The organism is Kosakonia cowanii JCM 10956 = DSM 18146 (genome assembly GCF_001975225.1).
In the GTDB taxonomy this organism is placed as follows: Bacteria; Pseudomonadota; Gammaproteobacteria; order Enterobacterales; family Enterobacteriaceae; genus Kosakonia; species Kosakonia cowanii.
On record NZ_CP019445.1, the window covers coordinates 345,824 to 369,063 of the forward strand.

Consider the following 23,240-nt stretch of genomic DNA (forward strand, 5'->3'; position numbering starts at 1 on the left):
CAGATTCGCCTTCGACTATCAGGAAACGCTATGAAACCGACGACCCTCTCGTGGCTGCTGAAATGTAAGCAGGAGAAGCGCCGCTTCGCCACCATCACCGCCTATGACTACAGCTTCGCCAAACTCTTTGCCGAAGAGGGGATCAACGTGATGCTGGTCGGCGATTCGTTAGGCATGACGGTACAAGGGCACGACTCCACGCTGCCGGTAACGGTGGCCGATATCGCTTATCACACTCAGGCCGTTCGCCGCGGCGCACCCGCCTGCCTGCTGCTCGCCGATCTGCCATTTATGGCTTATGCCACCCCCGAACAGGCGTTTGAGAACGCGGCTGCGGTGATGCGCGCCGGTGCCAATATGGTGAAAATCGAAGGCGGCCGCTGGCTGGCACCAACGGTGAAAATGCTCACTGAACGCGCAGTGCCGGTATGCGGTCATCTCGGTTTAACTCCGCAATCGGTCAACATCTTCGGCGGTTATAAAGTGCAGGGGCGCGGCGATGCGGCGCAGGGCCTGTATGAAGATGCGCTGGCGCTGGAAGCGGCAGGCGCGCAGCTGCTGGTGCTGGAGTGCGTGCCGGTTGAACTGGCGCAGCGCATTACCGGGGCGTTAACCATTCCGGTGATTGGTATTGGCGCAGGTAATGTGACCGACGGACAGATTCTGGTGATGCATGACGCATTCGGCATTACCGGTGGACATATTCCAAAATTCGCTAAAAATTTCCTCAATGAAGCAGGCGACATGCGTGCCGCGGTGAGGCAGTATGTGGCTGAAGTCGAGTCCGGAGCCTATCCGGGCGAAGAGCACAGTTTCCATTAAGGAGCCTTGTTGTGTTGATTATTGAAACCCTGCCGCTGCTGCGCCAGCATATTCGCCGCCTGCGTCAGGAAGGAAAACGCATTGCGCTGGTGCCGACCATGGGCAACCTGCACGATGGTCATATGAAGCTGGTCGACGAAGCGAAACTGCGCGCCGATGTGGTGGTAGTAAGCATCTTTGTGAACCCGATGCAGTTTGACCGCCAGGATGACCTGGTGCGCTACCCGCGCACCTTGCAGGAAGATTGTGAAAAGCTGAACAAACGCAAAGTCGATTTCGTCTTTGCCCCGGCGCCTGCCGATATCTACCCGCAGGGCACGGAAGGCCAGACTTATGTTGACGTTCCGGGCATCTCGACGATGCTGGAAGGTGCCAGCCGTCCTGGCCATTTCCGCGGCGTCTCCACCATCGTCAGCAAGCTGTTTAACCTGGTCCAGCCCGACATCGCCTGCTTCGGCGAGAAGGATTACCAGCAGTTGCAGCTGATCCGCAAAATGGTGGCGGATATGGGTTATGACATTGAGATTGTCGGCGTACCGACCGTGCGGGCGAAAGATGGCCTGGCGCTCAGCTCGCGTAACGGCTATCTCACCGCTGACCAGCGCAAAATCGCGCCGGGAATGAGCAAAGTGATGAACGCCATCGCCGATAAATTACAGGCGGGCGAGCGCGATACCGAAGAGCTGGTGGCCCTGGCGGAGCAGCAGGTCAACGAAGCCGGTTTCCGCGCCGATGATATTCAGATCCGTGATGCGGACACGCTGCTTGACGTGACAGAGAGCAGCCAGCGCGCGGTGATTCTGATGGCGGCATGGCTCGGCCAGGCGCGGCTTATCGACAACAAAGTGGTTGAATTGACCCAGAAATAATCTGGCAGAACGCTGCGCCGGTTAAGGCGCGGCAACAACAGACGGGGTTAAGCAGGGAGCCGTCTCCCCGTTTCGGCTTTACTCTCAGTAACGAAGGTTCAACTTATGATTCGCACTATGCTGCAAGGCAAGCTCCACCGCGTCAAAGTGACGCAGGCCGATCTGCATTACGAAGGCTCCTGCGCCATCGACCAGGATTTCCTGGAAGCGGCCGGTATCCTTGAATACGAAGCCATTGATATCTACAACGTCACCAACGGTAAGCGCTTCTCTACCTATGCGATTGCCGGTGAGCGCGGCTCACGCATTATCTCCGTTAACGGCGCGGCGGCGCACTGTGCGGATGTCGGCGATATTCTGATTATCGCCAGCTACGTCACCATGCCCGATGACGTGGCCCGCAGCTGGCAGCCGAAAGTGGCCTATTTTGATGGCGACAACGAGATGAAACGCACCGCGAAAGCCGTGCCCGTTCAGGTTGCCTGATGCCCTACCCCTGCGGCTGATTGCTGATCAGCCGCGACATCGTTTCCAGCGAGTCCGTCCGTAAGATATAGAGCCGTTTTAACAAGAACGGATTATCCCCCGGCTTCACCTTCCCGCGCACCGTAGTCACCGCCATATGGAAACCGGCATCATTTGCCGCTTTCACCGCTTTATCGTCATAGCCGCCAAACGGATAGGAGAGATAGAGCACATGCGGGTTGAATTGCGCCAGCGCGCGGCGCGAACGTTTAAAATCAAACAGAATGTTGTGATAGCTACGGCTAAAGAGGATCGGATGGCGCGCGTCATCGACCCGGTGCAGGAAGTGGGTGTGCGACTGCACATCAAACACATCACGAATGCCGTTAAGCTCCGACACGCTCATAAATTGCAGCGATTTTGGGTCCCACTTCTGTGGCTTTAGCTTGATGCGCGACGAGATAATAAACGCCGTCGCTTTAAAGCCATACTGGCGCAGGATCGGGTAGGCGTAGCGGCTGACAGACTTCAGCCCATCATCAAAAGTGATTACCACCGCGCGCGCGGGCAGATTCATGCGGTTACGCACATACCCTTCCAGTTGATACATCGACAGCGTGGCGTAGCCCTGGTCGCGCAGCCACGTCATCTGGTTGGTAAAGGCGCGAACCGAAGTAGTAGTGGAGGTGTGGCGAAAGCGGGTGTTCTCTTCGTCATGCAAAATATGGTGGTAGGTCAGCACCGGCAGGCCATTATCTTCCTGCGCATCGAGGCTGCTGACCCACGCCAGCCGGTTGCCAATGCGGATCTGAAACCAGGTCTGGTTCAGGCGATCTTTGAGCTTATCGATAATCGGGTAGCGCAGGTTTTGCGCCAGCGTGCCGAACTGCGGGCTGGTTTTATCCGGCGCGTTGTAGAGCGGCGTATCCTGCCAGGTGATGAGATTCTGGTTGCTGAGCGGCTTATTAAGATCGCCGAGGCTATCCTGCACGCGCTTGTTGCCCGTCACCGTGCCGAGATGGCCTTTATCAATAAACCCCGAGCCAAAGCCGAAGCGAAAGGCGTAGTAATCCTCCTCGCCCGGCACCACGCCGATGATCTGCCCGGCGCGAATATTGCCGACGGTAATCACTTTATCGCCCACCTGCGCCCAGATGTCGGCATCTTCGGTGGTTTGCAGATAACGTGCAGGAACAGCTTGTTCGCTGATAATGGCGGCAGAGGCGCTACCGGCCAGCAACAGAAAGAGAAAGGCAATCAAACGAGACATGAGACGAACCGCGTTAGGAAAGTGGCGTGATTGTAACAAAACCTGAGGGATTTAATGGCTTTGTTTAGGTCAAAAAGTGGGCTAACTCGGCGCATTGCTTTCTGCGCAGGTGACCTCTGGTGTGAAATGCTCATCTTCTGTTCAAACTTTGCCTTTCCATTTCCCAGGTGTATGTTATTTGTGCAATTGCACCTTAATAATGGACTAAGGAAACATCATGAACATGGATAAAGCTATTATTCTCGCTCTGCTTTTAGGTTTTTCATCCGCTTCAGGCGCAGCTTTTGCGGGTCAATGCCCGGCAAAAGGAAGCATAACGTCAACGGGAGTGGAAACGGACACGGATGGGATTTCAAGCATGGTTTATTGCTCCCCATCCGCCACTAACTGTAAATGGAAAGGATTCGATCCCATGGCCATCATAGGCAGCAAAGTAAAAGAACTCTTAAATGCGATGAATCAGCCCACCAGAAACAATGGACTCACTTATTGTGATTACCGATTAGAAACGGGCGATCAAATCAGAATGTCTTTAAAACACGATTGATTGCTGTTCATGCATAACAATAAGATCGCCTGAGCGATCTTATTGTTTTTTAGCGCAATGTTGAAAATAGCCGGATAACCGTTAGCTACGCAACCCGCGCCCACGCTGAATCAGATACCAGCAGGTCAGATAGAAGCCGAGGATAAAGACCACCAGCACGCCGACCGTGGTGACCAGCGGCACATCGCTGATCCCAAGGAAGCCGAAGCGGAAGCCGCTGATCATATAAACAATCGGATTCAGGTGCGACAGCGCCTGCCAGAACGGCGGCAGCAGCGTCAGGGAGTAGAACACGCCGCCCAGGTAGGTCAGCGGGGTCAACACAAAGGTCGGGATCAGGCTGATATCGTCAAAGGTTTTGGCGAACACCGCATTCAACAGGCCGGCCAGCGAGAAGAGCACCGCGGTGAGCAGCAGCGTCAGCCCGACAAACAGCCATGAGTGCACCTGGAAAGGCACGAAGAAGAGCGACACCGCCGTTACCAGCACGCCAACGCACAGCCCGCGCGCTACGCCACCGCCCACATAACCGACAATAATTACATGCGTCGGTACCGGTGCCACCAGCAGTTCTTCAATGTTGCGCTGGAACTTAGCGCTAAAGAAGGAGGAGGCGACGTTGGCATAGCCGTTGGTGATCACTGCCATCATGATCAGCCCCGGAACGATAAACTGCATATAGGTGAAGCCGTGCATTTCACCGATACGCGAACCGATCAGGTTGCCGAAAATAATAAAGTAGAGGGTCATGGTGATCACCGGCGGCACCAGTGTCTGCACCCAGATACGCATAAAACGCTGGATCTCTTTGTACCAGATACTCTTCAGCGCCACCCAATAAAGCTGCATCATGCGCCCTCTCCTTTCCTGTCATGCACCAGCGTAACGAACAGCTCTTCAAGGCGGTTGGCTTTGTTACGCATACTTAATACCTGGATCCCCTGCGCGCTCAGCTGGCTAAAGACGCTGTTGATCCCCTGCTCGCGCAGCACTTCAACTTCAAGCGTTGAGGTATCCACCAGCCGATATTGATACCCTTCCAGCTTCGGCAGCGCGCTTTTCGCCGCCAGATCGAGGATAAAGGTCTCCGATTTGAGCTTGGAGAGCAGCGACTTCATCGAGGTGTTCTCCACCAGTTCACCATGCTGGATGATGCCGATATTGCGGCACAGCATCTCTGCCTCTTCCAGATAGTGGGTGGTGAGAATAATGGTGGTGCCTTTGTCGTTCAGATCCTTCAAAAAGCCCCACATCGAGCGGCGCAGTTCGATGTCGACGCCCGCCGTTGGCTCATCGAGGATCAGCAGTTTTGGCTCATGCATCAGTGCGCGGGCAATCATCAAACGACGCTTCATCCCGCCGGAGAGCATGCGCGCACGTTCGTTACGTTTACCCCACAGATCGAGCTGGTTAAGGTACTTTTCGCTGCGCACTAACGCATCTTTGCGATCGACACCATAGTAGCCCGCCTGGTTGACGACAATCTGCTGTACGGTTTCAAAGGGGTTGAAGTTGAACTCCTGCGGCACCAGCCCAAGCTGGCGTTTGGCGTTCACCACATCCTTTTCCAGGTCATAGCCAAAGACGCTGACCCGGCCAGAGGTTTTATTCACCAGCGAGCTGATAATACCGATGGTGGTCGACTTACCCGCGCCGTTCGGCCCAAGCAGGGCGTAGAAGTCTCCCGCCTCGACTTGCAGATCGATTCCGCGCAGCGCCTGAACGCCGCCCGGATAGGTTTTTTTAAGCTGCTCAAGCTCCAGTGCAATGGTCATGAATTATCACTTACCTATTTTCTTACACTCGATGTGTGGTTTTAAAAGAGAAAGAGTTGACCTATATTAGGCCTCGCACTCATTTTGCTTACAGGTCGCAAAGCGCTATGAAAGACATAGATACACTCATCAGCAACAACGCACTATGGTCAAAAATGCTGGTCGAGGAAGATCCAGGATTTTTTGAAACGCTGGCGCAGGCACAAAAGCCGCGCTTTCTGTGGATTGGCTGTTCAGACTCACGCGTTCCGGCTGAGCGCCTGACTGGCCTTGAACCCGGCGAGCTGTTTGTTCACCGTAACGTGGCCAACCTGGTCATCCATACCGACTTAAACTGCCTCTCCGTTGTGCAATACGCGGTTGATGTGCTGGAAGTTGAACACATCATCATCTGCGGCCACTACGGCTGCGGCGGCGTTCAGGCAGCGGTTGAAAACCCGGAACTGGGTCTTATCAACAACTGGCTGCTGCACATTCGCGACATCTGGTTTAAACATAGCTCGCTGCTCGGCGAAATGCCGCCAGAACGTCGTCTCGATACGCTGTGCGAATTGAACGTCATGGAGCAGGTTTATAACCTTGGCCACTCAACGATTATGCAATCCGCCTGGAAACGCGGCCAGAACGTGACGATTCACGGCTGGGCTTACGGCATCCATGACGGCCTGCTGCGCGATCTGGATGTGACCGCCACCAACCGCGAAACGCTGGAACAGCGTTACCGCACAGGTGTGCAGAACATCAGCCAGAAGCACATTAATCACAAATAACAATCGGGGCCGTGGGCCCCGATTTTTTTATTCGTCCAGCATCACCACTTTGCCGACATAGGGCAAATGGCGATAGCGCTGAGCGTAGTCAATTCCGTAACCCACCACAAACTCATCCGGAATCGAGAAACCGATATACTCGACGGTGACATCCACTTCGCGTCGCGAAGGTTTATCCAGCAGGGTGCAGATCGCCAGCGACTTCGGCTCGCGCAGGCGCAGGATCTCGCGCACTTTCGACAGCGTGTTGCCAGAATCGATAATGTCTTCAACAATCAATACATCTTTGCCGCGAATATCTTCATCCAGATCTTTGAGGATTTTCACATCGCGGGTCGATGACATGCCGCTGCCGTAGCTGGAAGCGGTCATAAAATCGACTTCATGGGAGACCTGCACTTCACGGCAGAGATCGGCCATAAACATAAACGAGCCGCGCAGCAGCCCCACCAGCACCATCTCGCTGCCGCTATCTTTGTAACGTTCAGTGATTTGACGACCCAGTTCGGCGACGCGTGCTTTGATCTCCGCTTCCGGGATCATCACTTCAACTTTGTGTTTCATATTAACTAACCATATGATTTTAGAAGCAAATAATTCAACACCAATCGCTTAAACCGGTGATTGAAACGCAAGCCGTGAAGTATACCAGCAAAACCAATTGAGGTGGGCATGCATCGAGAAAGCTCGATTTGTGATGACGATCACACTTGTTAACACCTATAATTAGTTGCTATCAAAAATTTAACAAACTGATGAGTATTCCTTTTATGGCAGAAACAAAATCGCAACGGTCGCGGCTATTGATCATGCTGACGACGATCTTTGCAGCCTTCTGCGGGCTGTATCTTTTAATTGGTGGTGTCTGGCTGATCTCCATCGGCGGCTCCTGGTACTACCCCATCGCTGGCCTGGTGATGCTTGGCGTGACCTGGCTGCTGTGGAAGGGGAAGCGTTCCGCGCTCTGGCTCTATGCGGCTCTGCTGCTTGCCACCATGCTGTGGGGCGTTTGGGAAGTCGGCTTCGACTTCTGGGCGCTGACCCCACGTAGCGATATTCTTGTCTTCTTCGGTATCTGGCTGATTCTGCCATTTGTCTGGCGTCGCCTGATTATTCCTGCCCGCGGTGCGGTTGCTGCCCTGTTAGCGGTACTGCTGATCAGCGGCGGCATTCTGACCTGGGCCGGTTTCAATGACCCGCAGGAGATCAACGGCACCCTGAGCGCTGACTCGACGCCTGCTGCACCGATCTCTAACGTTGCCGATAGCGACTGGCCGGCTTATGGCCGTAACCAGGAAGGCCAGCGTTACTCGCCGCTGAAGCAGATTAACGCGGATAACGTGAAAAACCTGAAGGAAGCCTGGGTGTTCCGCACCGGCGACCTGAAGCTGCCGAACGATCCGGGTGAAATCACCAACGAAGTGACGCCGATTAAAGTGGGCGACACCCTGTTCCTCTGCACCGCTCACCAGCGTCTGTTCGCACTTGATGCAGCAAGCGGTAAAGAGAAGTGGCACTTCGATCCGCAGCTGAATGCGGACCCGTCCTTCCAGCACGTGACCTGCCGTGGTGTCTCTTACCACGAAGCGACGGCGGAAAACGCCAGCCCGGACGTGGTGGCTAACTGCCCACGCCGCATCATTCTGCCGGTCAACGACGGTCGCCTGTTCGCAGTTAACGCTGATAACGGCAAGCTGTGTGACACCTTTGCTAACAAAGGTATCCTGAACCTGCAAACCAACATGCCGGTTACTACGCCGGGGATGTATGAGCCGACTTCACCGCCGATCGTCACCGATAAAGTGATTATCATTGCCGGTGCGGTAACGGATAACTTCTCTACCCGTGAGCCGTCTGGTGTGATTCGTGGTTTCGATATCAACACCGGTAAGCTGCTGTGGGCCTTCGATCCGGGCGCGAAAGATCCGAATGCAATCCCGTCGGATGAGCACAAGTTCACCATCAACTCGCCGAACTCCTGGGCGCCTGCCGCCTATGACGCCAAGCTGGATATGGTCTACCTGCCGATGGGCGTTACTACGCCAGATATCTGGGGCGGTAACCGTACGCCGGAGCAGGAGCGTTACGCCAGTTCCATTGTTGCGCTGAATGCGACCACTGGTAAGCTGGTGTGGAGCTATCAGACCGTACACCACGATCTGTGGGATATGGATATGCCGTCCCAGCCGACGCTGGCGGATATCGATGTGAACGGTAAGAAAGTGCCGGTCGTTTATGCTCCGGCAAAAACCGGTAACATCTTCGTGCTGGATCGTCGTAACGGCGAACTGGTTGTGCCGGCACCGGAAAAACCGGTTCCGCAGGGCGCAGCGAAAGGCGATTACGTCACCAAAACCCAACCCTTCTCCGATCTGAGCTTCCGTCCGAAGAGAGATCTGAGCGGTGCGGATATGTGGGGCGCCACCATGTTCGACCAACTGGTGTGCCGTGTGATGTTCCACCAGATGCGTTATGAAGGCATTTTCACCCCGCCGTCTGAGCAGGGTACGCTGGTCTTCCCGGGTAACCTTGGCATGTTTGAGTGGGGCGGTATCTCCGTCGATCCAAACCGTCAGGTGGCGATTGCTAACCCGATGGCGCTGCCGTTTGTCTCGAAGCTGATCCCGCGTGGTCCAAACAACCCGATGGAGCCGCCGAAAGATGCGAAAGGCACCGGTTCGGAATCTGGTATTCAGCCGCAGTATGGCGTGCCGTTTGGCGTCACGCTGAACCCGTTCCTCTCTCCGTTTGGCCTGCCGTGCAAACAGCCAGCCTGGGGTTATATCTCTGCGCTGGATCTGAAAACCAACCAGGTAGCATGGAAAAAACGTATCGGTACGCCGCAGGATAGCCTGCCGTTCCCGATGCCGATTAAAGTGCCGTTTACCCTCGGTATGCCGATGCTTGGTGGCCCGATCTCCACTGCCGGTAACGTGCTGTTTATTGCCGGTACAGCGGATAACTACCTGCGCGCGTACAACATGACCAACGGTGACAAACTGTGGGAAGGTCGTCTGCCAGCGGGTGGTCAGGCAACGCCGATGACCTATGAAGTGAATGGCAAGCAGTATGTTGTCATCTCCGCAGGCGGTCACGGTTCGTTCGGTACCAAGATGGGTGATTACATCGTGGCGTTTGCTCTGCCGGATGACGCGAAGTAATTAAGCACTCTGATGTAGACTTGCCGGATGGCGGCTAACGCCTTATCCGGCCTACAAAACAAAGCCCGGCAAGCATTGCGCTGCCGGGCTTTTTTATTGTCAAATCGGAACGCATTGCCGGATGGCGGCTGGCGCCTTATCCGGCCTACAAAACCCCGAAACCGATCACAGAAACGTAGGCCTGATAAGCGCAGCGCCATCAGGCATTTTTGCCGGGCGCAGTTTACGCGACGGTAAAGCCGAGCATCATACCGGTATCTTCATGCTCCAGCAGATGGCAGTGCGCCATATAGGCAAACTCTTTCGCTGCCGCATGATCAAAGCGCACCAGCACTTCACTGCGCGCACCGTACACATTAACCGTATCCTTCCAGCCTGCGCGATGCGCCGCGGGCGGCTTGCCGTTTTCAGAGAGGATGCGGAACTGCGTACCGTGAATATGGAACGGGTGCAGCATCATGTCCCCCTCTCCGGAGATCGTCCAGCGCTCAAACTGCCCTTTTTGCACCGCAAATTGCGGCGTCACCATATCAAACGCTTTGCCGTTAATCCGGTTGGCATTGTGGAAATCAAAACCCTGGCTGCCGTGATCCATATGGCCATGATCCATCTGCATCCCATGCATGCCCTGCATATCGCCGTGATGCATCCCCATGCCCGCCATCGCGCCGTCGCCATACTTCTGCTGCAGCGCCTGCATGCCCATCATATCGAGCATCGGATCCATCGACAGTTGCAGGGTGCGCTGGGTAAGCCCCTCAAGCGCAGGCAGAGCGGGCAGCGAAGCAAGCGTATCCGGCAGATCGCCCGAGGCGGTCACCTGCAACGGTTGAATACGCAGCACCGGCACCGGCTGGTCAAACGGCGCGACGGTCATCCCCATCTGCTTAACCGGCAGCGTCATCAGATCGAAAGCCTTACCATCGCTGATATCCACCAGCACCTCGAAGCGCTCGCCCATCAACATCGGTAGCTCCGTCACCTTAACCGGCTCACTTAACAAGCCGCCATCGCTGGCGATGACGTAGAGCGGGCGCTTATCGCTGGTAGCGAAATTGAGCGAGCGCGCGTTACACCCGTTGAGCAGACGCAGGCGCAGCCAGCCGCGCGGAGCTGCATGCTGCGGGTAGACGGCACCATTAGCGAGCAGCGTATCGCCAAACCACCCCACCGCCGCGCTCATCACATCGAGCTGGTAATCAATCTGCCCCTGCGCGGTCAATTTTTTGTCCTGCACAATCACCGGCACATCATCAATCCCCCACTGCTGCGGCAGGCGCAGTTTGCGGCTGTTCTCATCTTCAATCAGCACCAGCCCGGCGAGCCCCATCGCCACCTGACGTCCGGTTTTGCCATGCTGATGAGGGTGGAACCAGCAGGTGGCGGCCTGCTGCGTGGGTGTGAAGGTCACCGACCGGCTACCGCCCGCCTTAATAACGCCTTGCGGCCCACCGTCGACCTCGCCCGGCACTTCGAGACCGTGCCAGTGCACGGTGGTCTCTTCCGCAAGCTGATTGCGGATATCCACCGTCACCGCTTTTCCCTGGCGCAGCTGAATAGCTGGCCCCAGCAACGCGCCGTTATACCCCCAGGTTGTCGCGCTTTTCTGCGCAAACTGGCTCTCCCCTGCCTGCACCGTTAAGACAATGCGGCTCTCTGCATCCGGGGCAAGCAACGGTGGAATGGGTAACGTGGGCCGGGTGGCGGCGAAGAGCGAGCGGCTCCAGAGCGGCAGCGCGCTGGCAGCCCCCAGGAGCGCGGAATATTTAAGGAAATCTCGACGTTGCATGGGTATGTCCTTATCAAGAGTCGGCGATGCATTAAGCGTAAACCTTTCCCCTGCCGGAAGGTCAAGAAAGCAGACGATAATAAATATCGTCGCGTTAACTGGACTGTGCTAACGTTTAATTTCCGTTACGCCGTGGTAGAGAGAATGAAAACGTTTTTCAGAAGTATCATCCTTGGCAGCCTGCTCGCTGTCTCCGCCAATAGTTATGCCCTGAGTGAATCTGAAGCTGAAGACATGGCCGATCTGACGGCGGTGTTTGTTTTTCTGAAAAATGACTGCGGTTATAACAACTTACCTAACGGGCAGATCCGCCGTGCGCTAGTCTTTTTTGCCCAGCAAAATCAGTGGGATCTCAGCAACTACGATAGCTGGAACATGAAAGCGCTGGGCGAAGAGAGCTACCGCGATCTGAGCGGCATCGGCATTCCAACGGCGAAAAAGTGTAAGGCCCTTGCCCGTGACTCGTTGAGTCTGCTCGCCTACGTGAAATAGCGCTTATCTTTTGACCGTGCATCGTTCGCCAGAGTTGGCTATCATGTTGCGCCCGTTTTTCACGGATGTTAACAAAGGAGCGACGAATGGCCGACAACACCATTTGGCAAGAAACGCTGCACGACAACTTTGGTCAGTACTTTGCCGTTGATAAGGTGCTTTACCACGAAAAGACCGATCATCAGGATCTGATTATCTTCGAAAACGCCGCCTTTGGCCGCGTGATGGCGCTGGATGGCGTGGTACAAACCACCGAACGCGATGAGTTTATCTATCACGAGATGATGACTCACGTTCCGCTGCTGGCGCACGGTCACGCAAAGCATGTGCTGATCATTGGCGGCGGCGACGGTGCGATGCTGCGCGAAGTCTCCCGCCACAAAAATATTGAAACCATCACCATGGTAGAGATCGACGCAGGCGTCGTCTCCTTCTGCCGCCAGTACCTGCCAAAACACAACGCCGGTGCCTACGATGACCCGCGCTTTGAGCTGGTGATTGATGATGGCGTCAACTTCGTCAACCACACGCAAAAAACCTTCGATGTGATTATCTCTGACTGCACCGATCCTGTCGGTCCGGGCGAGAGCCTCTTCACCTCGGCGTTTTATGAAGGGTGCAAGCGCTGCCTTAATCCCGGCGGGATTTTTGTCGCGCAGAACGGCGTCTGCTTCTTACAGCAGGAGGAAGCCGTCGGCAGCCATCGCAAACTGGGTCACTACTTTGCCGATGTCAGCTTCTACCAGGCGGCGATCCCGACCTATTACGGCGGCATTATGACCTTTGCCTGGGCGACGGATAACGAAGCGCTGCGCTCGCTCTCCACGGAGATTATCGCCGCACGTTTCCATACCGCCGCACTGACCTGCCGTTACTACAATCCGGCAATCCATACGGCAGCATTCGCTCTGCCACAATATCTACACGATGCACTGTCTGCACAGTGACGCTAAGGGGGTGAGAAAAATTGAAAAAGCTTAAACTACATGGCTTTAACAACCTGACCAAAAGCCTGAGTTTTTGTATCTACGATATCTGCTACGCCAAAACCGCCGAAGAGCGCGACGGCTATATTGCCTATATTGATGAACTCTATAACGCCAACCGCCTGACGGAGATCCTCACGGAGACCTGTAACATCATTGGCGCCAACATTTTGAATATTGCCCGCCAGGACTACGAGCCGCAGGGTGCGAGCGTGACGATCCTGGTGAGCGAAGAGCCGGTCGACCCGCACCTGATCGATAAAACCGAACATCCGGGGCCGCTGCCGGAAGCGGTTGTCGCGCATCTGGATAAGAGCCATATCTGCGTGCACACCTACCCGGAAAGCCATCCCGAAGGCGGGTTGTGCACCTTCCGCGCTGACATTGAAGTCTCAACCTGCGGGGTGATTTCGCCGCTGAAAGCGCTGAACTACCTTATCCATCAGCTTGAGTCGGATATCGTGACCGTCGACTACCGCGTGCGCGGCTTTACGCGCGACGTGAATGGCATGAAGCACTTCATCGACCACGAAATTAATTCGATCCAGAACTTTATGTCTGACGATATGAAATCGCTGTATGACATGATGGATGTGAATGTTTACCAGGAAAACATCTTCCATACCAAAATGTTGCTTAAGGAGTTCGACCTTAAGCACTACATGTTCCATACCAAACCGGAAGATTTGACGCCGCAGGAGCGGAAAGAGATCACGGAAGCGCTGTGGAAAGAGATGCGCGAGATCTACTACGGCCGCAATATTCCGGCCGTGTAAATGCGCAACGGGAGCAGGGACGCTCCCCGATTAGCGTTGCTTAAGAAATTGCCGGTAAGCGGCCACCACCTGAAGAAAATCTTCCACGCCGCAGAGGGATAAACTCTCCTCATCGTAGTAGTTCATCCCCTCCTCCATCTCGTCGCCGGTAAACTCCAGCAGATTGGCGCGGATCATCACCTCTTCACCATCCAGCCACAGCGTATATTCATGGCCGACGCGCTGCCACGAACGCTCGCTGCCCTTCACCGTTTGCGCCGCCTGCTCCACTTCATCCAGCAGGGCGAGGTTCTCTTTCACCTCTTCGTTAAACCAGTGGCCAATCACTTCGTGCCCCATCGACATGCGCACTTTGACGCCGCCGGTAACATCGCGCAGAAATTCGTAATCCATCATTGCTCCTCATGGGGGCCAGAGAGCCGCCAGTGCTTTAATTATCGCAGCACCATACAGGAAAAAAAGCGCGGGGACGGGAAGGAAGGGAAAAAAAAGCCACTCCGAAGAGTGGCTTTCTGATTTAGACGGCGGTCTGGAATATCACGCCTTCAGCTTTATCGGTGTATTGATCAAGCTGGTCGAAGTTGAGGTAGCGGTAGGTATCCACGGCGGTTTTATCCACCTGATCCATAAAGGTCAGATACTCCTGCGGCGTCGGCAGCTTGCCGATCAGCGCCGAGACGGCTGCCAGCTCAGCAGAGGCCAGGAAGACGTTCGCGCCGGTACCTAAACGGTTCGGGAAGTTACGGGTCGAGGTTGAAACGACGGTCGCACCGTCTGCCACACGCGCCTGGTTACCCATGCACAGGGAGCAGCCCGGGATTTCGATACGCGCACCGCTCTTACCAAAGACGCTGTAGTAGCCCTCTTCGGTCAGCTGTGCGGCATCCATACGCGTCGGCGGCGCAACCCACAGGCGGGTCGGCAGCTGGCCTTTATGGCTGTCCAGCAGCTTACCGGCGGCGCGGAAGTGGCCGATGTTGGTCATACAGGAACCGATGAACACCTCATCGATGCTCTCGCCCTGCACATCAGAGAGCAGACGCGCATCGTCCGGATCGTTCGGCGCACAGAGGATAGGCTCTTTGATTTCGGCCAGATCGATATCGATCACCGCCGCGTAATCTGCGTCCGCATCCGCTTCAAGCAGCTGCGGATCCGCCAGCCATTTCTCCATGCCCTGGATACGGCGCTCCAGCGTACGGCGGTCACCGTAGCCTTCAGCAATCATCCACTTCAGCAGCACGATGTTGGAGGTCAGGTACTCGATAATCGGCTCTTTGTTCAGCTTGATGGTGCAACCCGCGGCAGAACGCTCAGCGGAGGCATCGGTCAGCTCGAACGCCTGCTCGACTTTCAGATCCGGCAAGCCTTCAATTTCCAGGATGCGGCCGGAGAAGATGTTTTTCTTACCCTTCTTCTCAACGGTCAGCAGACCCTGTTTGATGGCGTACAGCGGAATAGCGTGAACCAGATCGCGCAGCGTGATGCCCGGCTGCATTTTGCCTTTAAAGCGCACCAGCACCGATTCCGGCATATCCAGCGGCATTACGCCGGTCGCGGCAGCAAACGCCACCAGACCCGAGCCCGCCGGGAAGGAGATACCAATCGGGAAACGGGTATGGGAGTCACCGCCGGTGCCTACGGTATCCGGCAGCAGCATGCGGTTCAGCCAGGAGTGGATAACGCCATCGCCCGGACGCAGCGACACGCCGCCACGGTTCATAATGAAGTCCGGCAGCGTATGGTGGGTGGTGACGTCAACCGGCTTCGGATAGGCCGCAGTGTGGCAGAAGGACTGCATCACCAGGTCGGCAGAGAAGCCGAGGCACGCCAGATCTTTCAGCTCATCACGGGTCATCGGACCCGTGGTGTCCTGCGAGCCCACAGAGGTCATCTTCGGTTCGCAGTATGCGCCCGGACGAACACCGTCGACGCCACAGGCGCGGCCGACCATTTTCTGCGCCAGCGAGTAGCCGCGGCTGCTTTCCGCCACGTCTTTCGCCTGACGGAAGATCTCGCTCTGCGGCAGACCCAGCGCTTCACGCGCTTTGGTGGTCAGGCCACGGCCGATAATCAGCGGGATACGGCCACCGGCGCGCACTTCATCAATCAGCACGTCGGTTTTCAGTTCAAAGGTCGCCAGCAGTTCGTTGGTTTCGTGGTTGCGCACTTCGCCTTTGAACGGGTAAACGTCAATCACGTCGCCCATGTTCAGGTCAGAGACGTCGACTTCAATTGGCAGCGCACCGGCATCTTCCATGGTGTTGAAGAAGATAGGGGCGATTTTGCCGCCAAGCACCAGACCGCCGCCGCGCTTGTTCGGCACGTTCGGAATGTCGTCGCCCATAAACCACAGCACCGAGTTGGTGGCGGATTTACGCGAAGAGCCGGTCCCGACAACGTCGCCGACGTAGGCCAGCGGGAAGCCTTTCTGCGCCAGCGCCTCGATCTGCTTGATCGGGCCAACGCTGCCCGGCTGATCCGGTTCGATCCCTTCACGGGCGTTTTTCAGCATCGCCAGCGCATGCAGCGGAATATCCGGGCGCGACCAGGCATCCGGTGCCGGTGAAAGATCATCGGTGTTGGTTTCGCCGGTCACTTTAAAGACGGTAACGGTGATCTTCTCGGCCAGCGGCGGACGGCTCTGGAACCATTCAGCATCAGCCCAGGATTGCATCACCTGTTTGGCGTAGGCGTTGCCCGCTTTCGCTTTCTCTTCCACATCGTAGAAATTATCGAACATCAGCAGGGTATGGGAGAGGGCTTTGGCAGCAATCGGTGCCAGCGCGTCGTTATCCAGCGCATCAATCAGCGGATGGATGTTATAGCCGCCCTGCATGGTACCCAGCAGTTCAACGGCTTTCTCAGGGCTAACCAGTGGGGAGGTTGCTTCGCCTTTGGCGACAGCTGCAAGGAAACCCGCTTTCACATAGGCGGCTTCGTCAACACCGGGCGGTACACGATTAGCCAGCAGGTCTAACAGGAATTCTTCTTCGCCAGCAGGCGGACTCTTCAGCAGCTCGACAAGCGCGGCCATTTGGGTTGCATCTAATGGTTTTGGCGCAATCCCCTCAGCGGCACGTTCAGCTACGTGCTTACGGTATTCTTCTAGCACGACGGTTCTCCTCGCTCTCATTGTCATAATGCGGCAGGCGTTTCTCTTCACGCTCCTGTGAGACAGCAGTTTGTAGGGTAAATCCGCGAACCGCGCCGGGCAGCATAGCAGGAATTTCAGGGGGTGTTAATCTGTTTACAAAAAAGCAACATTAAATCCCGGCTGAATCGTTACAGATGGCATAAAGCAGACGGCAGAGGGGTTTAGCGAAAAATAATCCTCGAACCGCCGAGAAAACAAACGGCTCCGCAGAGCCGTTACGTTAAGACAATGTTAAAGCTTGCCGAGAATATCCAGCCCCCAGCTACGGCTGTATTTCTCCGGGTTCAGGCTCTCATCAACCAGTTTGCCCAGCAGGTACTTTTTCACCGTTTCACGGTTATCTACCTGCTGATGGTGCGCAACGTTGGCCAGTTGACCGCGTCCATTGTAGTTGAGCGTGGTGCTGTTCTCCTCGCTGTTTTCGACCACATGGTAGTAGTAACTTTGTGAGGATTTCTGCGTGCCCAATGCCAGCGGAATCGACGGATCGATCGCCTGGTGCCATGCAGCGCTCAGGTTGCTACGCGTCGTCTGCTTCACGCTCTTAGAGCTGTCGCTGTGGGCGTTGGCTTCCGTTGACTGCGAGGCGGTGTAGGCAAAGCGGTCTTTCTCCTGCAGCTTCGCGGGATTCACCGACTTCTCCGTCTGCGTCAGCGAGAGTGAAAAATCATTCAGCCCGCTGAGCTGTGAGGCGCCGTTATCACCGATGCGAATCGCATTGGTCGCCACGACAGGCATTGTTTCGGCGCTGGTATTGCTGTTAAGCGCGCGGAAAACCGCCTTCAGCGCCGCCATCTGCTCATAATTGCCCTGCCCGGCAGTGCGCGCTTTATCGAATTTACTGTCCCACGCGCTTAAGGCGATTTGCTGCTGCGCGGCGTTGCCGGCAAAGGCGGAGTGCGCCATGTCGCTGCTCATTTTCAGCGAGAAGTCGCCATCTTCATAAGCCGTGGAGCGTGTTTTGTTATCCGCATGGAAATTGAGCGACTGTAACGACTTGTCGTCGTTACGCAGGTCGGTTTTCAGATCCACCGATTTCAGCAAGCGCGTATCAAACTGGGTTAAGCCGCTGATGTCCAACTGCGGTTGCTGCTTGCCGAGGCCGCTCAGGGTCTCTCCCAGCGCTTTACCGAGGCCCGCGATAGCGGCGGCTTCGTCGTCATTGAGCGCTTCGCCGTCGGTTTTCAGCTGAACGGTCATGCCGTCATCCTGCTGGCTCATCACCAACTGCACTTTGGTGCCGGACTGAGTGACGATATCCATGGTGATGGCTGAATCATAAGGCGCGCGGGCAATGCCCATATCCGCACCGCGCAGCGTCTGCACCACATCGCCACGGTTATCATTCAGGTTACTCAGCAGCGTGCTGCCAAGCGTGGCAAACGCGGAGACGGAGGTGCCGCCGGAGGCCAGCCCCATCAGCCCCTGAATCTGGCTATGCTGCTGTTCGGCAATCGCCGGGTTCACTTTCTTAGGTATCAGCGAATAGACGGCGGCGATCTCCGGCGTCTGGCTGCCGAACATCACTTTTGTCGAGGCGTCATCCGCAGGGGATGCTTTGTTTACAGATGCGGGCGCGGCAGTGCCGACCCGCGCAGAGGTACTGACCCGCGCGGCTGATGGCAGTAGCGCAGTAAGGTTAAGGCCGTTAATCATGGCGATGAAACTCCCTCTCACCGAAATAGTAAATAAGTAACATCGGCAACGTGCGGTGAAGGTTTATCGCTTTTGGCTGAAAAGCAGGCTCCCGTCACTTTTACGTATAAAAAAAGCGGGCCAGTTGCCTGAGCCCGCTTTTTAAGCTGCCAGCAGTCAACTTACATAATGTTGGCGACAGATTTTGCCAGCTGCGCTTCGAGGGCCGGTTTCGCCTCTTCGAATTTCAGGTTTACTTTGTTGGCGTTAGAGACCACACGGGTCTGGTATTTCGCACGGTTACCCTCTTCGGTGCTGGTCTGCAGCTTGATACCGGAGGTGCCCTGGCGCAGGGCGGCGATATTATCGGTGGTCACTTTCGCTTTGCTGCGCTCGGAGATCTGCAGGTCGGTGATCATAGTGAAGTTCACATCTTCCACCATCGCGTCTGCTGCGAGGCCAATCAGGCCAGCCGCCAGACCCACGCCCAGCGCGGCGCCGGAGGAGTTGCTGTTATAGGCGGTGATACCGGCACCCAGACCGGCACCAATCGCCGCGCCTTCGTAACCACTTTTCAGGTAGCCCTGCGTTTCACGCAGATCCATTTTGTCCGCTTTCAGCACGTTCGCCTGGATCCAGTAATAGGCCGTATCCGGAGAGGAAGTCACTTTGTAGCCTTTATCGCTCAGCTCTTTCGCCAGCAGGGTCTGCAAATTACTCATGTCTTTATCAGAGGTATTTTTCACCTGAATAAACACAGTTTTCTCAGAAGCCGGCTCCAGCCAGATGGTCTGGCTCATCTGAGTTTTTACATCCAGATTGCGTTTTTTGATAGCCGTCGTCATCGCGCCACAGCCGGAGAGGGTAAACGCTGCCAGAACCATACCAACAACAGCGAGTTTTTTAATAGACATTAACGATTCCTTTATATTTCGAACACCAGAAGAACAACAAATGCGGCAAAGGCAGGACGGGAGCGATGAAACGCGGATAAGTGACAAAGTCCATGTCATGACGACGCCAGGCCACCCGCCTGAGGCGAGCGTGCCAATACTATTCTTAAGTGAGTTATCGGCTTCGTTATCAATTGGTTGAGGGCTAATTACCTACTAAATGTGGTGGTTCTGCGGCAGGAATAAAAAAAGCAGCCATATAGGCTGCTTTATTGTCGAACGCACAAGCGGCGTGAAGAGGTTTATTTCTTCTTCGCTTTCGGGTTCGGCAGGTCAGTGATGCTACCTTCGAACACTTCTGCGGCCAGGCCAACAGATTCGTGCAGCGTCGGGTGCGCGTGGATGGTCAGCGCGATATCTTCTGCATCACAGCCCATTTCGATCGCCAGACCGATTTCACCCAGCAGCTCGCCGCCGTTGGTGCCGACAACCGCGCCACCAATAATACGGTGCGTCTCTTTGTCGAAAATCAGTTTGGTCATACCGTCTGCGCAATCGGAAGCGATAGCACGGCCAGAAGCTGCCCACGGGAAGGTGGCGGTTTCGTAGCTGATGCCTTTCTCTTTCGCTTCTTTCTCGGTCAGACCTACCCATGCCACTTCTGGCTCGGTATAGGCGATAGACGGGATCACTTTCGGATCGAAGTAGTGTTTCTTACCGGCGATAACTTCTGCGGCAACGTGGCCTTCATGCACGCCTTTGTGCGCCAGCATCGGCTGACCGACGATATCGCCGATAGCGAAGATGTGCGGCACGTTGGTGCGCAGCTGTTTGTCGACGCGGATAAAGCCACGGTCGTCCACTTCCACGCCCGCTTTACCGGCGTCGAGGTTTTTACCGTTCGGCACACGGCCGATGGCGACCAGCACGGCGTCGTAACGCTGCGGTTCAGCCGGAGCTTTTTTGCCTTCCATCGTAACGTAGATACCGTCTTCTTTTGCTTCAACGGCGGTCACTTTGGTTTCCAGCATCAGGTTGAACTTCTTGCTGATGCGTTTGGTGAAGACTTTGACTACGTCTTTGTCTGCAGCCGGGATCACCTGGTCGAACATCTCAACCACGTCAATCTCTGAACCCAGCGCATGGTATACGGTGCCCATTTCCAGACCGATGATGCCGCCACCCATAACCAGCATACGCTTCGGTACGGATTTCAGCTCAAGCGCGCCGGTGGAGTCCCACACGCGCGGATCTTCATGCGGAATGAACGGCAGTTCAATCGGACGGGAACCCGCCGCGATGATGGCGTTGTCGAAGTTGATCACGGTTTTGCCGTTTTCGCCTTCCACTTCCAGGGTGTTCGCCCCGGTAAATTTACCCAGACCGTTAACCACTTTGACCTTACGGCCTTTTGCCATACCTGCGAGGCCGCCGGTAAGCTGGTTAATCACTTTGTCTTTCCAGGTGCGGATTTTGTCGATGTCGGTCTGCGGTTCGCCGAAGACGATGCCGTGCTCGGCCAGCGCTTTAGCTTCTTCAATCACTTTCGCGACGTGCAGCAGCGCTTTAGAAGGGATACAACCTACATTCAGACAAACACCGCCGAGGGTGTTGTAGCGTTCAACGATGACGGTTTCCAGACCTAAATCAGCGCAACGGAAGGCAGCAGAGTAACCTGCCGGGCCTGCCCCAAGTACGACGACCTGAGTTTTGATTTCAGTACTCATCATGACCTCTTATTGATTTCCGGCGGTCAGGGGTACTTCATGTCGCCCTTCATCCACCGGGACGTTCTATCCGCCCGCAGTTTACAAAATTGTTAACATTTTTGAAACAACAAACGGCTAACGAATTGTCCTTTGCCTCTGATAACCCCAAAAGCGCTATGAGATTAGCAGAAAAAAGCCGGCCGTCAGGCCGGCTTTTCGGTTACATCACCAGACGGCGAATGTCGGACAGCATGTTATTGATGATGGTGATAAAGCGCGCCCCATCAGCACCGTCAATCACGCGGTGGTCGAAGGAGAGTGAAATCGGCATCATCAGACGCGGAACGAACTCTTTACCGTTCCACACCGGCTCCATCGCGGACTTGGAGACGCCCAGGATAGCCACTTCCGGCGCGTTCACAATCGGCGCGAAGTGGGTAGTACCCAGGCCGCCGATGCTGGAGATGGTGAAACAGCCGCCCTGCATTTCGCCGGCAGTCAGTTTACCATCACGCGCTTTCTTGGAGATCACGGTCAGTTCGCGGGACAGCTCGGTCACGCTCTTCTTGTTCACGTCTTTAAAGACCGGAACCACCAGGCCATTCGGGGTATCAACCGCGACACCGATGTTGATGTATTTTTTCAGCGTCAGACGCTGACCATCTTCGGACAGCGAGCTGTTGAAACGTGGCATCTGCTCAAGGGCCGCAGCAACGGCTTTCATGATGAAGACCACTGGGGTGAATTTCACGTCCAGTTTACGTTTCTCGGCTTCGGCGTTCTGCTGTTTACGGAACGCTTCCAGATCGGTGATATCAGTTTTGTCGAAGTGGGTAACGTGCGGGATCATCACCCAGTTACGGCTCAGGTTAGCACCAGAGATTTTCTGGATACGGCCCAGTTCCACTTCTTCGATTTCGCCGAACTTGCTGAAGTCCACTTTCGGCCACGGCAGCATGCCTGGCAGACCACCGCCGGTAGCGGCAGCAGGTGCGGATTCCGCGCGTTTCACCGCGTCTTTCACGTAAGCCTGAACGTCTTCGCGCAGGATGCGGCCTTTACGACCAGAGCCTTTCACTTTCGACAGGTTGACGCCGAATTCGCGCGCCAGACGGCGGATCAGCGGAGTCGCATGGACGTAAGCGTCGTTCTCTGCGAAGTCAGATTTGCCTTCTGCTTTAGCCGGAGCCGCAGCAGCCGGTTTCTCTGCTTTTGCAGCCGGTGCCGGAGCCGCTTCCTGTTTCGCTGCCGGAGCAGCGGCAGGCGCAGCGCCTTCCACTTCGAAGACCATGATCAGCGAGCCGGTGGAGACTTTGTCGCCCACGTTCACTTTCAGCTCTTTTACCACGCCCGCGAACGGTGCCGGGACTTCCATCGAGGCTTTGTCGCCTTCAACGGTGATCAGAGACTGTTCAGCAGAAACTTTATCGCCGACTTTGACCATCACTTCGGTCACTTCAACTTCGTCACCGCCGATATCCGGTACGTTAACGTCTTTCGCGCCCGCAGCCGCTGCCGGAGCAGAAGCCGCTTCTTCTTTGACCTGCGGTTTCGCGTCAGCAGCCGGTGCAGCACCTGCCACTTCGAAGACCATAATCAGAGAACCGGTGGAGACTTTGTCGCCGGTGTTTACTTTGATCTCTTTCACGGTGCCAGCGAACGGTGCCGGAACTTCCATGGAGGCTTTGTCGCCTTCCACGGTGATCAGGGACTGCTCAGCGGTCACGCTGTCGCCCACTTTCACCAGAATTTCGGTCACTTCGACTTCATCACCGCCGATATCCGGCACGTGAACGTCTTTTGCGCTTGCAGCGGCCGGAGCTGCTGCTGCCGGCGCGGCTTCTTTCTTCTCTTCTGCCTGAGCAGGTGCAGCGTCAGCTGCACCGTCGGCGGAATCGAAAATCATGATCAGTTTACCGGTCTCGGTTTTGTCGCCGACAGAGACTTTGATCTCTTTCACGACGCCAGCCTGCGGAGACGGAACTTCCATAGAGGCTTTGTCGCCCTCTACGGTGATCAGCGACTGTTCAGCTTCAACTTTGTCGCCCACTTTGACCAGAATCTCGGTGATTTCTACTTCATCAGACCCGATGTCTGGTACGTTGATTTCGATAGCCATTGTCT

Annotated in this window: 20 protein-coding genes; 9 read left to right on the plus strand and 11 right to left on the minus strand. The window is 55.6% G+C overall.

All coding sequences use genetic code 11. The features are described 5' to 3' along the window. Nucleotides 1-30 precede the first annotated feature (30 nt). The 3 genes from panB to panD all read left to right on the plus strand — a co-directional run bounded on the left by panB (nucleotide 31) and on the right by panD (nucleotide 2,177). Complete coding sequence (gene panB, locus BWI95_RS01625) at nucleotides 31-822, plus strand: 3-methyl-2-oxobutanoate hydroxymethyltransferase (RefSeq protein ID WP_054802814.1); 792 nt, start codon at nucleotides 31-33, stop codon at nucleotides 820-822. Between the two features lie 11 nt (nucleotides 823-833). Continuing rightward, on the plus strand, nucleotides 834-1,691 hold the full coding sequence (panC, locus tag BWI95_RS01630; RefSeq protein ID WP_076768881.1) for a pantoate--beta-alanine ligase: 858 nt from the start codon (nucleotides 834-836) through the stop codon (nucleotides 1,689-1,691). A 105-nt stretch (nucleotides 1,692-1,796) separates the two neighbouring features. Further along, nucleotides 1,797-2,177, plus strand: a complete 381-nt coding sequence (gene panD, locus BWI95_RS01635; RefSeq protein WP_023480241.1) for an aspartate 1-decarboxylase — start codon at nucleotides 1,797-1,799, stop codon at nucleotides 2,175-2,177. 4 nt (nucleotides 2,178-2,181) lie between these two features. On the opposite strand, the gene BWI95_RS01640 is transcribed toward panD, so the two are convergent. Then, the gene (locus BWI95_RS01640; protein WP_023480477.1) at nucleotides 2,182-3,426 is read right to left on the minus strand and encodes a polysaccharide deacetylase family protein; all 1,245 of its coding nucleotides are present in this window, start codon (nucleotides 3,424-3,426) and stop codon (nucleotides 2,182-2,184) included. Nucleotides 3,427-3,643: 217 nt separating this feature from the next. Here BWI95_RS01640 and BWI95_RS01645 point away from each other — a divergent pair, with 217 nt between their 5' ends. Continuing rightward, a complete protein-coding gene (locus BWI95_RS01645) occupies nucleotides 3,644-3,973 on the plus strand; it encodes a hypothetical protein (RefSeq protein WP_054802813.1) in 330 nt (109 codons plus the stop codon). An 81-nt stretch (nucleotides 3,974-4,054) separates the two neighbouring features. Here the strand turns inward: BWI95_RS01645 and BWI95_RS01650 are convergent, their stop codons facing one another. Continuing rightward, on the minus strand, nucleotides 4,055-4,825 hold the full coding sequence (locus BWI95_RS01650; protein WP_034813337.1) for an ABC transporter permease: 771 nt from the start codon (nucleotides 4,823-4,825) through the stop codon (nucleotides 4,055-4,057). Then, nucleotides 4,822-5,748: an ABC transporter ATP-binding protein gene (locus tag BWI95_RS01655; RefSeq protein WP_023480271.1), complete on the minus strand. Its 927-nt coding sequence runs from the start codon at nucleotides 5,746-5,748 to the stop codon at nucleotides 4,822-4,824. Before BWI95_RS01655 ends, BWI95_RS01650 begins: the two co-directional genes overlap by 4 nt. Before the next feature lie 107 nt (nucleotides 5,749-5,855). Here BWI95_RS01655 and can point away from each other — a divergent pair, with 107 nt between their 5' ends. Beyond that, nucleotides 5,856-6,518 carry a carbonate dehydratase gene (gene can / locus BWI95_RS01660; protein ID WP_042716572.1) on the plus strand — a complete coding sequence of 221 codons (663 nt, stop codon included), beginning with the start codon at nucleotides 5,856-5,858 and terminating at the stop codon, nucleotides 6,516-6,518. A 27-nt stretch (nucleotides 6,519-6,545) separates the two neighbouring features. Here can and hpt read toward each other — a convergent pair whose 3' ends face one another. Continuing rightward, the gene (gene hpt / locus BWI95_RS01665; protein WP_076768882.1) at nucleotides 6,546-7,082 is read right to left on the minus strand and encodes a hypoxanthine phosphoribosyltransferase; all 537 of its coding nucleotides are present in this window, start codon (nucleotides 7,080-7,082) and stop codon (nucleotides 6,546-6,548) included. 206 nt (nucleotides 7,083-7,288) lie between these two features. On the opposite strand from hpt, the gene BWI95_RS01670 reads away from it, so the two are divergent. Beyond that, nucleotides 7,289-9,679 carry a glucose/quinate/shikimate family membrane-bound PQQ-dependent dehydrogenase gene (locus BWI95_RS01670; protein WP_054802812.1) on the plus strand — a complete coding sequence of 797 codons (2,391 nt, stop codon included), beginning with the start codon at nucleotides 7,289-7,291 and terminating at the stop codon, nucleotides 9,677-9,679. Between the two features lie 223 nt (nucleotides 9,680-9,902). Here BWI95_RS01670 and cueO read toward each other — a convergent pair whose 3' ends face one another. Then, entirely contained in the window at nucleotides 9,903-11,468 is a 1,566-nt protein-coding gene (gene cueO, locus BWI95_RS01675) for a multicopper oxidase CueO (protein ID WP_076768883.1), read from the minus strand. 144 nt (nucleotides 11,469-11,612) lie between these two features. Between cueO and BWI95_RS01680 the strand changes: the two genes are divergently transcribed. The 3 genes from BWI95_RS01680 to speD all read left to right on the plus strand — a co-directional run bounded on the left by BWI95_RS01680 (nucleotide 11,613) and on the right by speD (nucleotide 13,722). After that, nucleotides 11,613-11,960 (plus strand): YacC family pilotin-like protein, encoded by a 348-nt coding sequence (locus tag BWI95_RS01680; protein ID WP_023480277.1) that lies wholly within the window; start codon nucleotides 11,613-11,615, stop codon nucleotides 11,958-11,960. An 86-nt stretch (nucleotides 11,961-12,046) separates the two neighbouring features. Beyond that, nucleotides 12,047-12,907, plus strand: coding sequence for a polyamine aminopropyltransferase (speE, locus tag BWI95_RS01685; RefSeq protein WP_023480226.1), 861 nt, complete (start codon nucleotides 12,047-12,049; stop codon nucleotides 12,905-12,907). A 20-nt stretch (nucleotides 12,908-12,927) separates the two neighbouring features. Next, complete coding sequence (speD, locus tag BWI95_RS01690; RefSeq protein ID WP_023480253.1) at nucleotides 12,928-13,722, plus strand: adenosylmethionine decarboxylase; 795 nt, start codon at nucleotides 12,928-12,930, stop codon at nucleotides 13,720-13,722. A gap of 30 nt (nucleotides 13,723-13,752) precedes the next feature. Here the strand turns inward: speD and yacL are convergent, their stop codons facing one another. From yacL to aceF, 6 genes are all read right to left on the minus strand, one after another. After that, nucleotides 13,753-14,115 carry a protein YacL gene (gene yacL, locus BWI95_RS01695; protein WP_023480494.1) on the minus strand — a complete coding sequence of 121 codons (363 nt, stop codon included), beginning with the start codon at nucleotides 14,113-14,115 and terminating at the stop codon, nucleotides 13,753-13,755. Between the two features lie 124 nt (nucleotides 14,116-14,239). After that, the gene (gene acnB, locus BWI95_RS01700; RefSeq protein ID WP_094419370.1) at nucleotides 14,240-16,837 is read right to left on the minus strand and encodes a bifunctional aconitate hydratase 2/2-methylisocitrate dehydratase; all 2,598 of its coding nucleotides are present in this window, start codon (nucleotides 16,835-16,837) and stop codon (nucleotides 14,240-14,242) included. A 273-nt stretch (nucleotides 16,838-17,110) separates the two neighbouring features. Next, nucleotides 17,111-18,535: a hypothetical protein gene (locus BWI95_RS01710; protein WP_076768885.1), complete on the minus strand. Its 1,425-nt coding sequence runs from the start codon at nucleotides 18,533-18,535 to the stop codon at nucleotides 17,111-17,113. 161 nt (nucleotides 18,536-18,696) lie between these two features. Next, nucleotides 18,697-19,428 (minus strand): conjugal transfer complement resistance protein TraT, encoded by a 732-nt coding sequence (traT, locus tag BWI95_RS01715; RefSeq protein WP_023480291.1) that lies wholly within the window; start codon nucleotides 19,426-19,428, stop codon nucleotides 18,697-18,699. A 281-nt stretch (nucleotides 19,429-19,709) separates the two neighbouring features. Then, nucleotides 19,710-21,134 carry a dihydrolipoyl dehydrogenase gene (gene lpdA, locus BWI95_RS01720; RefSeq protein WP_042711868.1) on the minus strand — a complete coding sequence of 475 codons (1,425 nt, stop codon included), beginning with the start codon at nucleotides 21,132-21,134 and terminating at the stop codon, nucleotides 19,710-19,712. Between the two features lie 202 nt (nucleotides 21,135-21,336). Beyond that, nucleotides 21,337-23,235, minus strand: a complete 1,899-nt coding sequence (gene aceF / locus BWI95_RS01725) for a pyruvate dehydrogenase complex dihydrolipoyllysine-residue acetyltransferase (RefSeq protein WP_054802810.1) — start codon at nucleotides 23,233-23,235, stop codon at nucleotides 21,337-21,339. Nucleotides 23,236-23,240: the final 5 nt, after the last annotated feature.

Excerpts from the sequence above, each read along its gene's own strand:
- panB (WP_054802814.1), top strand. The coding sequence starts at position 31 with ATGAAACCGACGACCCTCTCGTGGCTGCTGAAATGTAAGCAGGAGAAG.
- panD (WP_023480241.1), top strand. The coding sequence starts at position 1,797 with ATGATTCGCACTATGCTGCAAGGCAAGCTCCACCGCGTCAAAGTGACG.
- BWI95_RS01640 (WP_023480477.1), bottom strand. The coding sequence starts at position 3,426 with ATGTCTCGTTTGATTGCCTTTCTCTTTCTGTTGCTGGCCGGTAGCGCC.
- BWI95_RS01645 (WP_054802813.1), top strand. The coding sequence starts at position 3,644 with ATGAACATGGATAAAGCTATTATTCTCGCTCTGCTTTTAGGTTTTTCA.
- BWI95_RS01650 (WP_034813337.1), bottom strand. The coding sequence starts at position 4,825 with ATGATGCAGCTTTATTGGGTGGCGCTGAAGAGTATCTGGTACAAAGAG.
- BWI95_RS01655 (WP_023480271.1), bottom strand. The coding sequence starts at position 5,748 with ATGACCATTGCACTGGAGCTTGAGCAGCTTAAAAAAACCTATCCGGGC.
- can (WP_042716572.1), top strand. The coding sequence starts at position 5,856 with ATGAAAGACATAGATACACTCATCAGCAACAACGCACTATGGTCAAAA.
- hpt (WP_076768882.1), bottom strand. The coding sequence starts at position 7,082 with ATGAAACACAAAGTTGAAGTGATGATCCCGGAAGCGGAGATCAAAGCA.
- BWI95_RS01670 (WP_054802812.1), top strand. The coding sequence starts at position 7,289 with ATGGCAGAAACAAAATCGCAACGGTCGCGGCTATTGATCATGCTGACG.
- cueO (WP_076768883.1), bottom strand. The coding sequence starts at position 11,468 with ATGCAACGTCGAGATTTCCTTAAATATTCCGCGCTCCTGGGGGCTGCC.
- BWI95_RS01680 (WP_023480277.1), top strand. The coding sequence starts at position 11,613 with ATGAAAACGTTTTTCAGAAGTATCATCCTTGGCAGCCTGCTCGCTGTC.
- speE (WP_023480226.1), top strand. The coding sequence starts at position 12,047 with ATGGCCGACAACACCATTTGGCAAGAAACGCTGCACGACAACTTTGGT.
- yacL (WP_023480494.1), bottom strand. The coding sequence starts at position 14,115 with ATGGATTACGAATTTCTGCGCGATGTTACCGGCGGCGTCAAAGTGCGC.
- BWI95_RS01710 (WP_076768885.1), bottom strand. The coding sequence starts at position 18,535 with ATGATTAACGGCCTTAACCTTACTGCGCTACTGCCATCAGCCGCGCGG.
- traT (WP_023480291.1), bottom strand. The coding sequence starts at position 19,428 with ATGTCTATTAAAAAACTCGCTGTTGTTGGTATGGTTCTGGCAGCGTTT.
- lpdA (WP_042711868.1), bottom strand. The coding sequence starts at position 21,134 with ATGAGTACTGAAATCAAAACTCAGGTCGTCGTACTTGGGGCAGGCCCG.
- aceF (WP_054802810.1), bottom strand. The coding sequence starts at position 23,235 with ATGGCTATCGAAATCAACGTACCAGACATCGGGTCTGATGAAGTAGAA.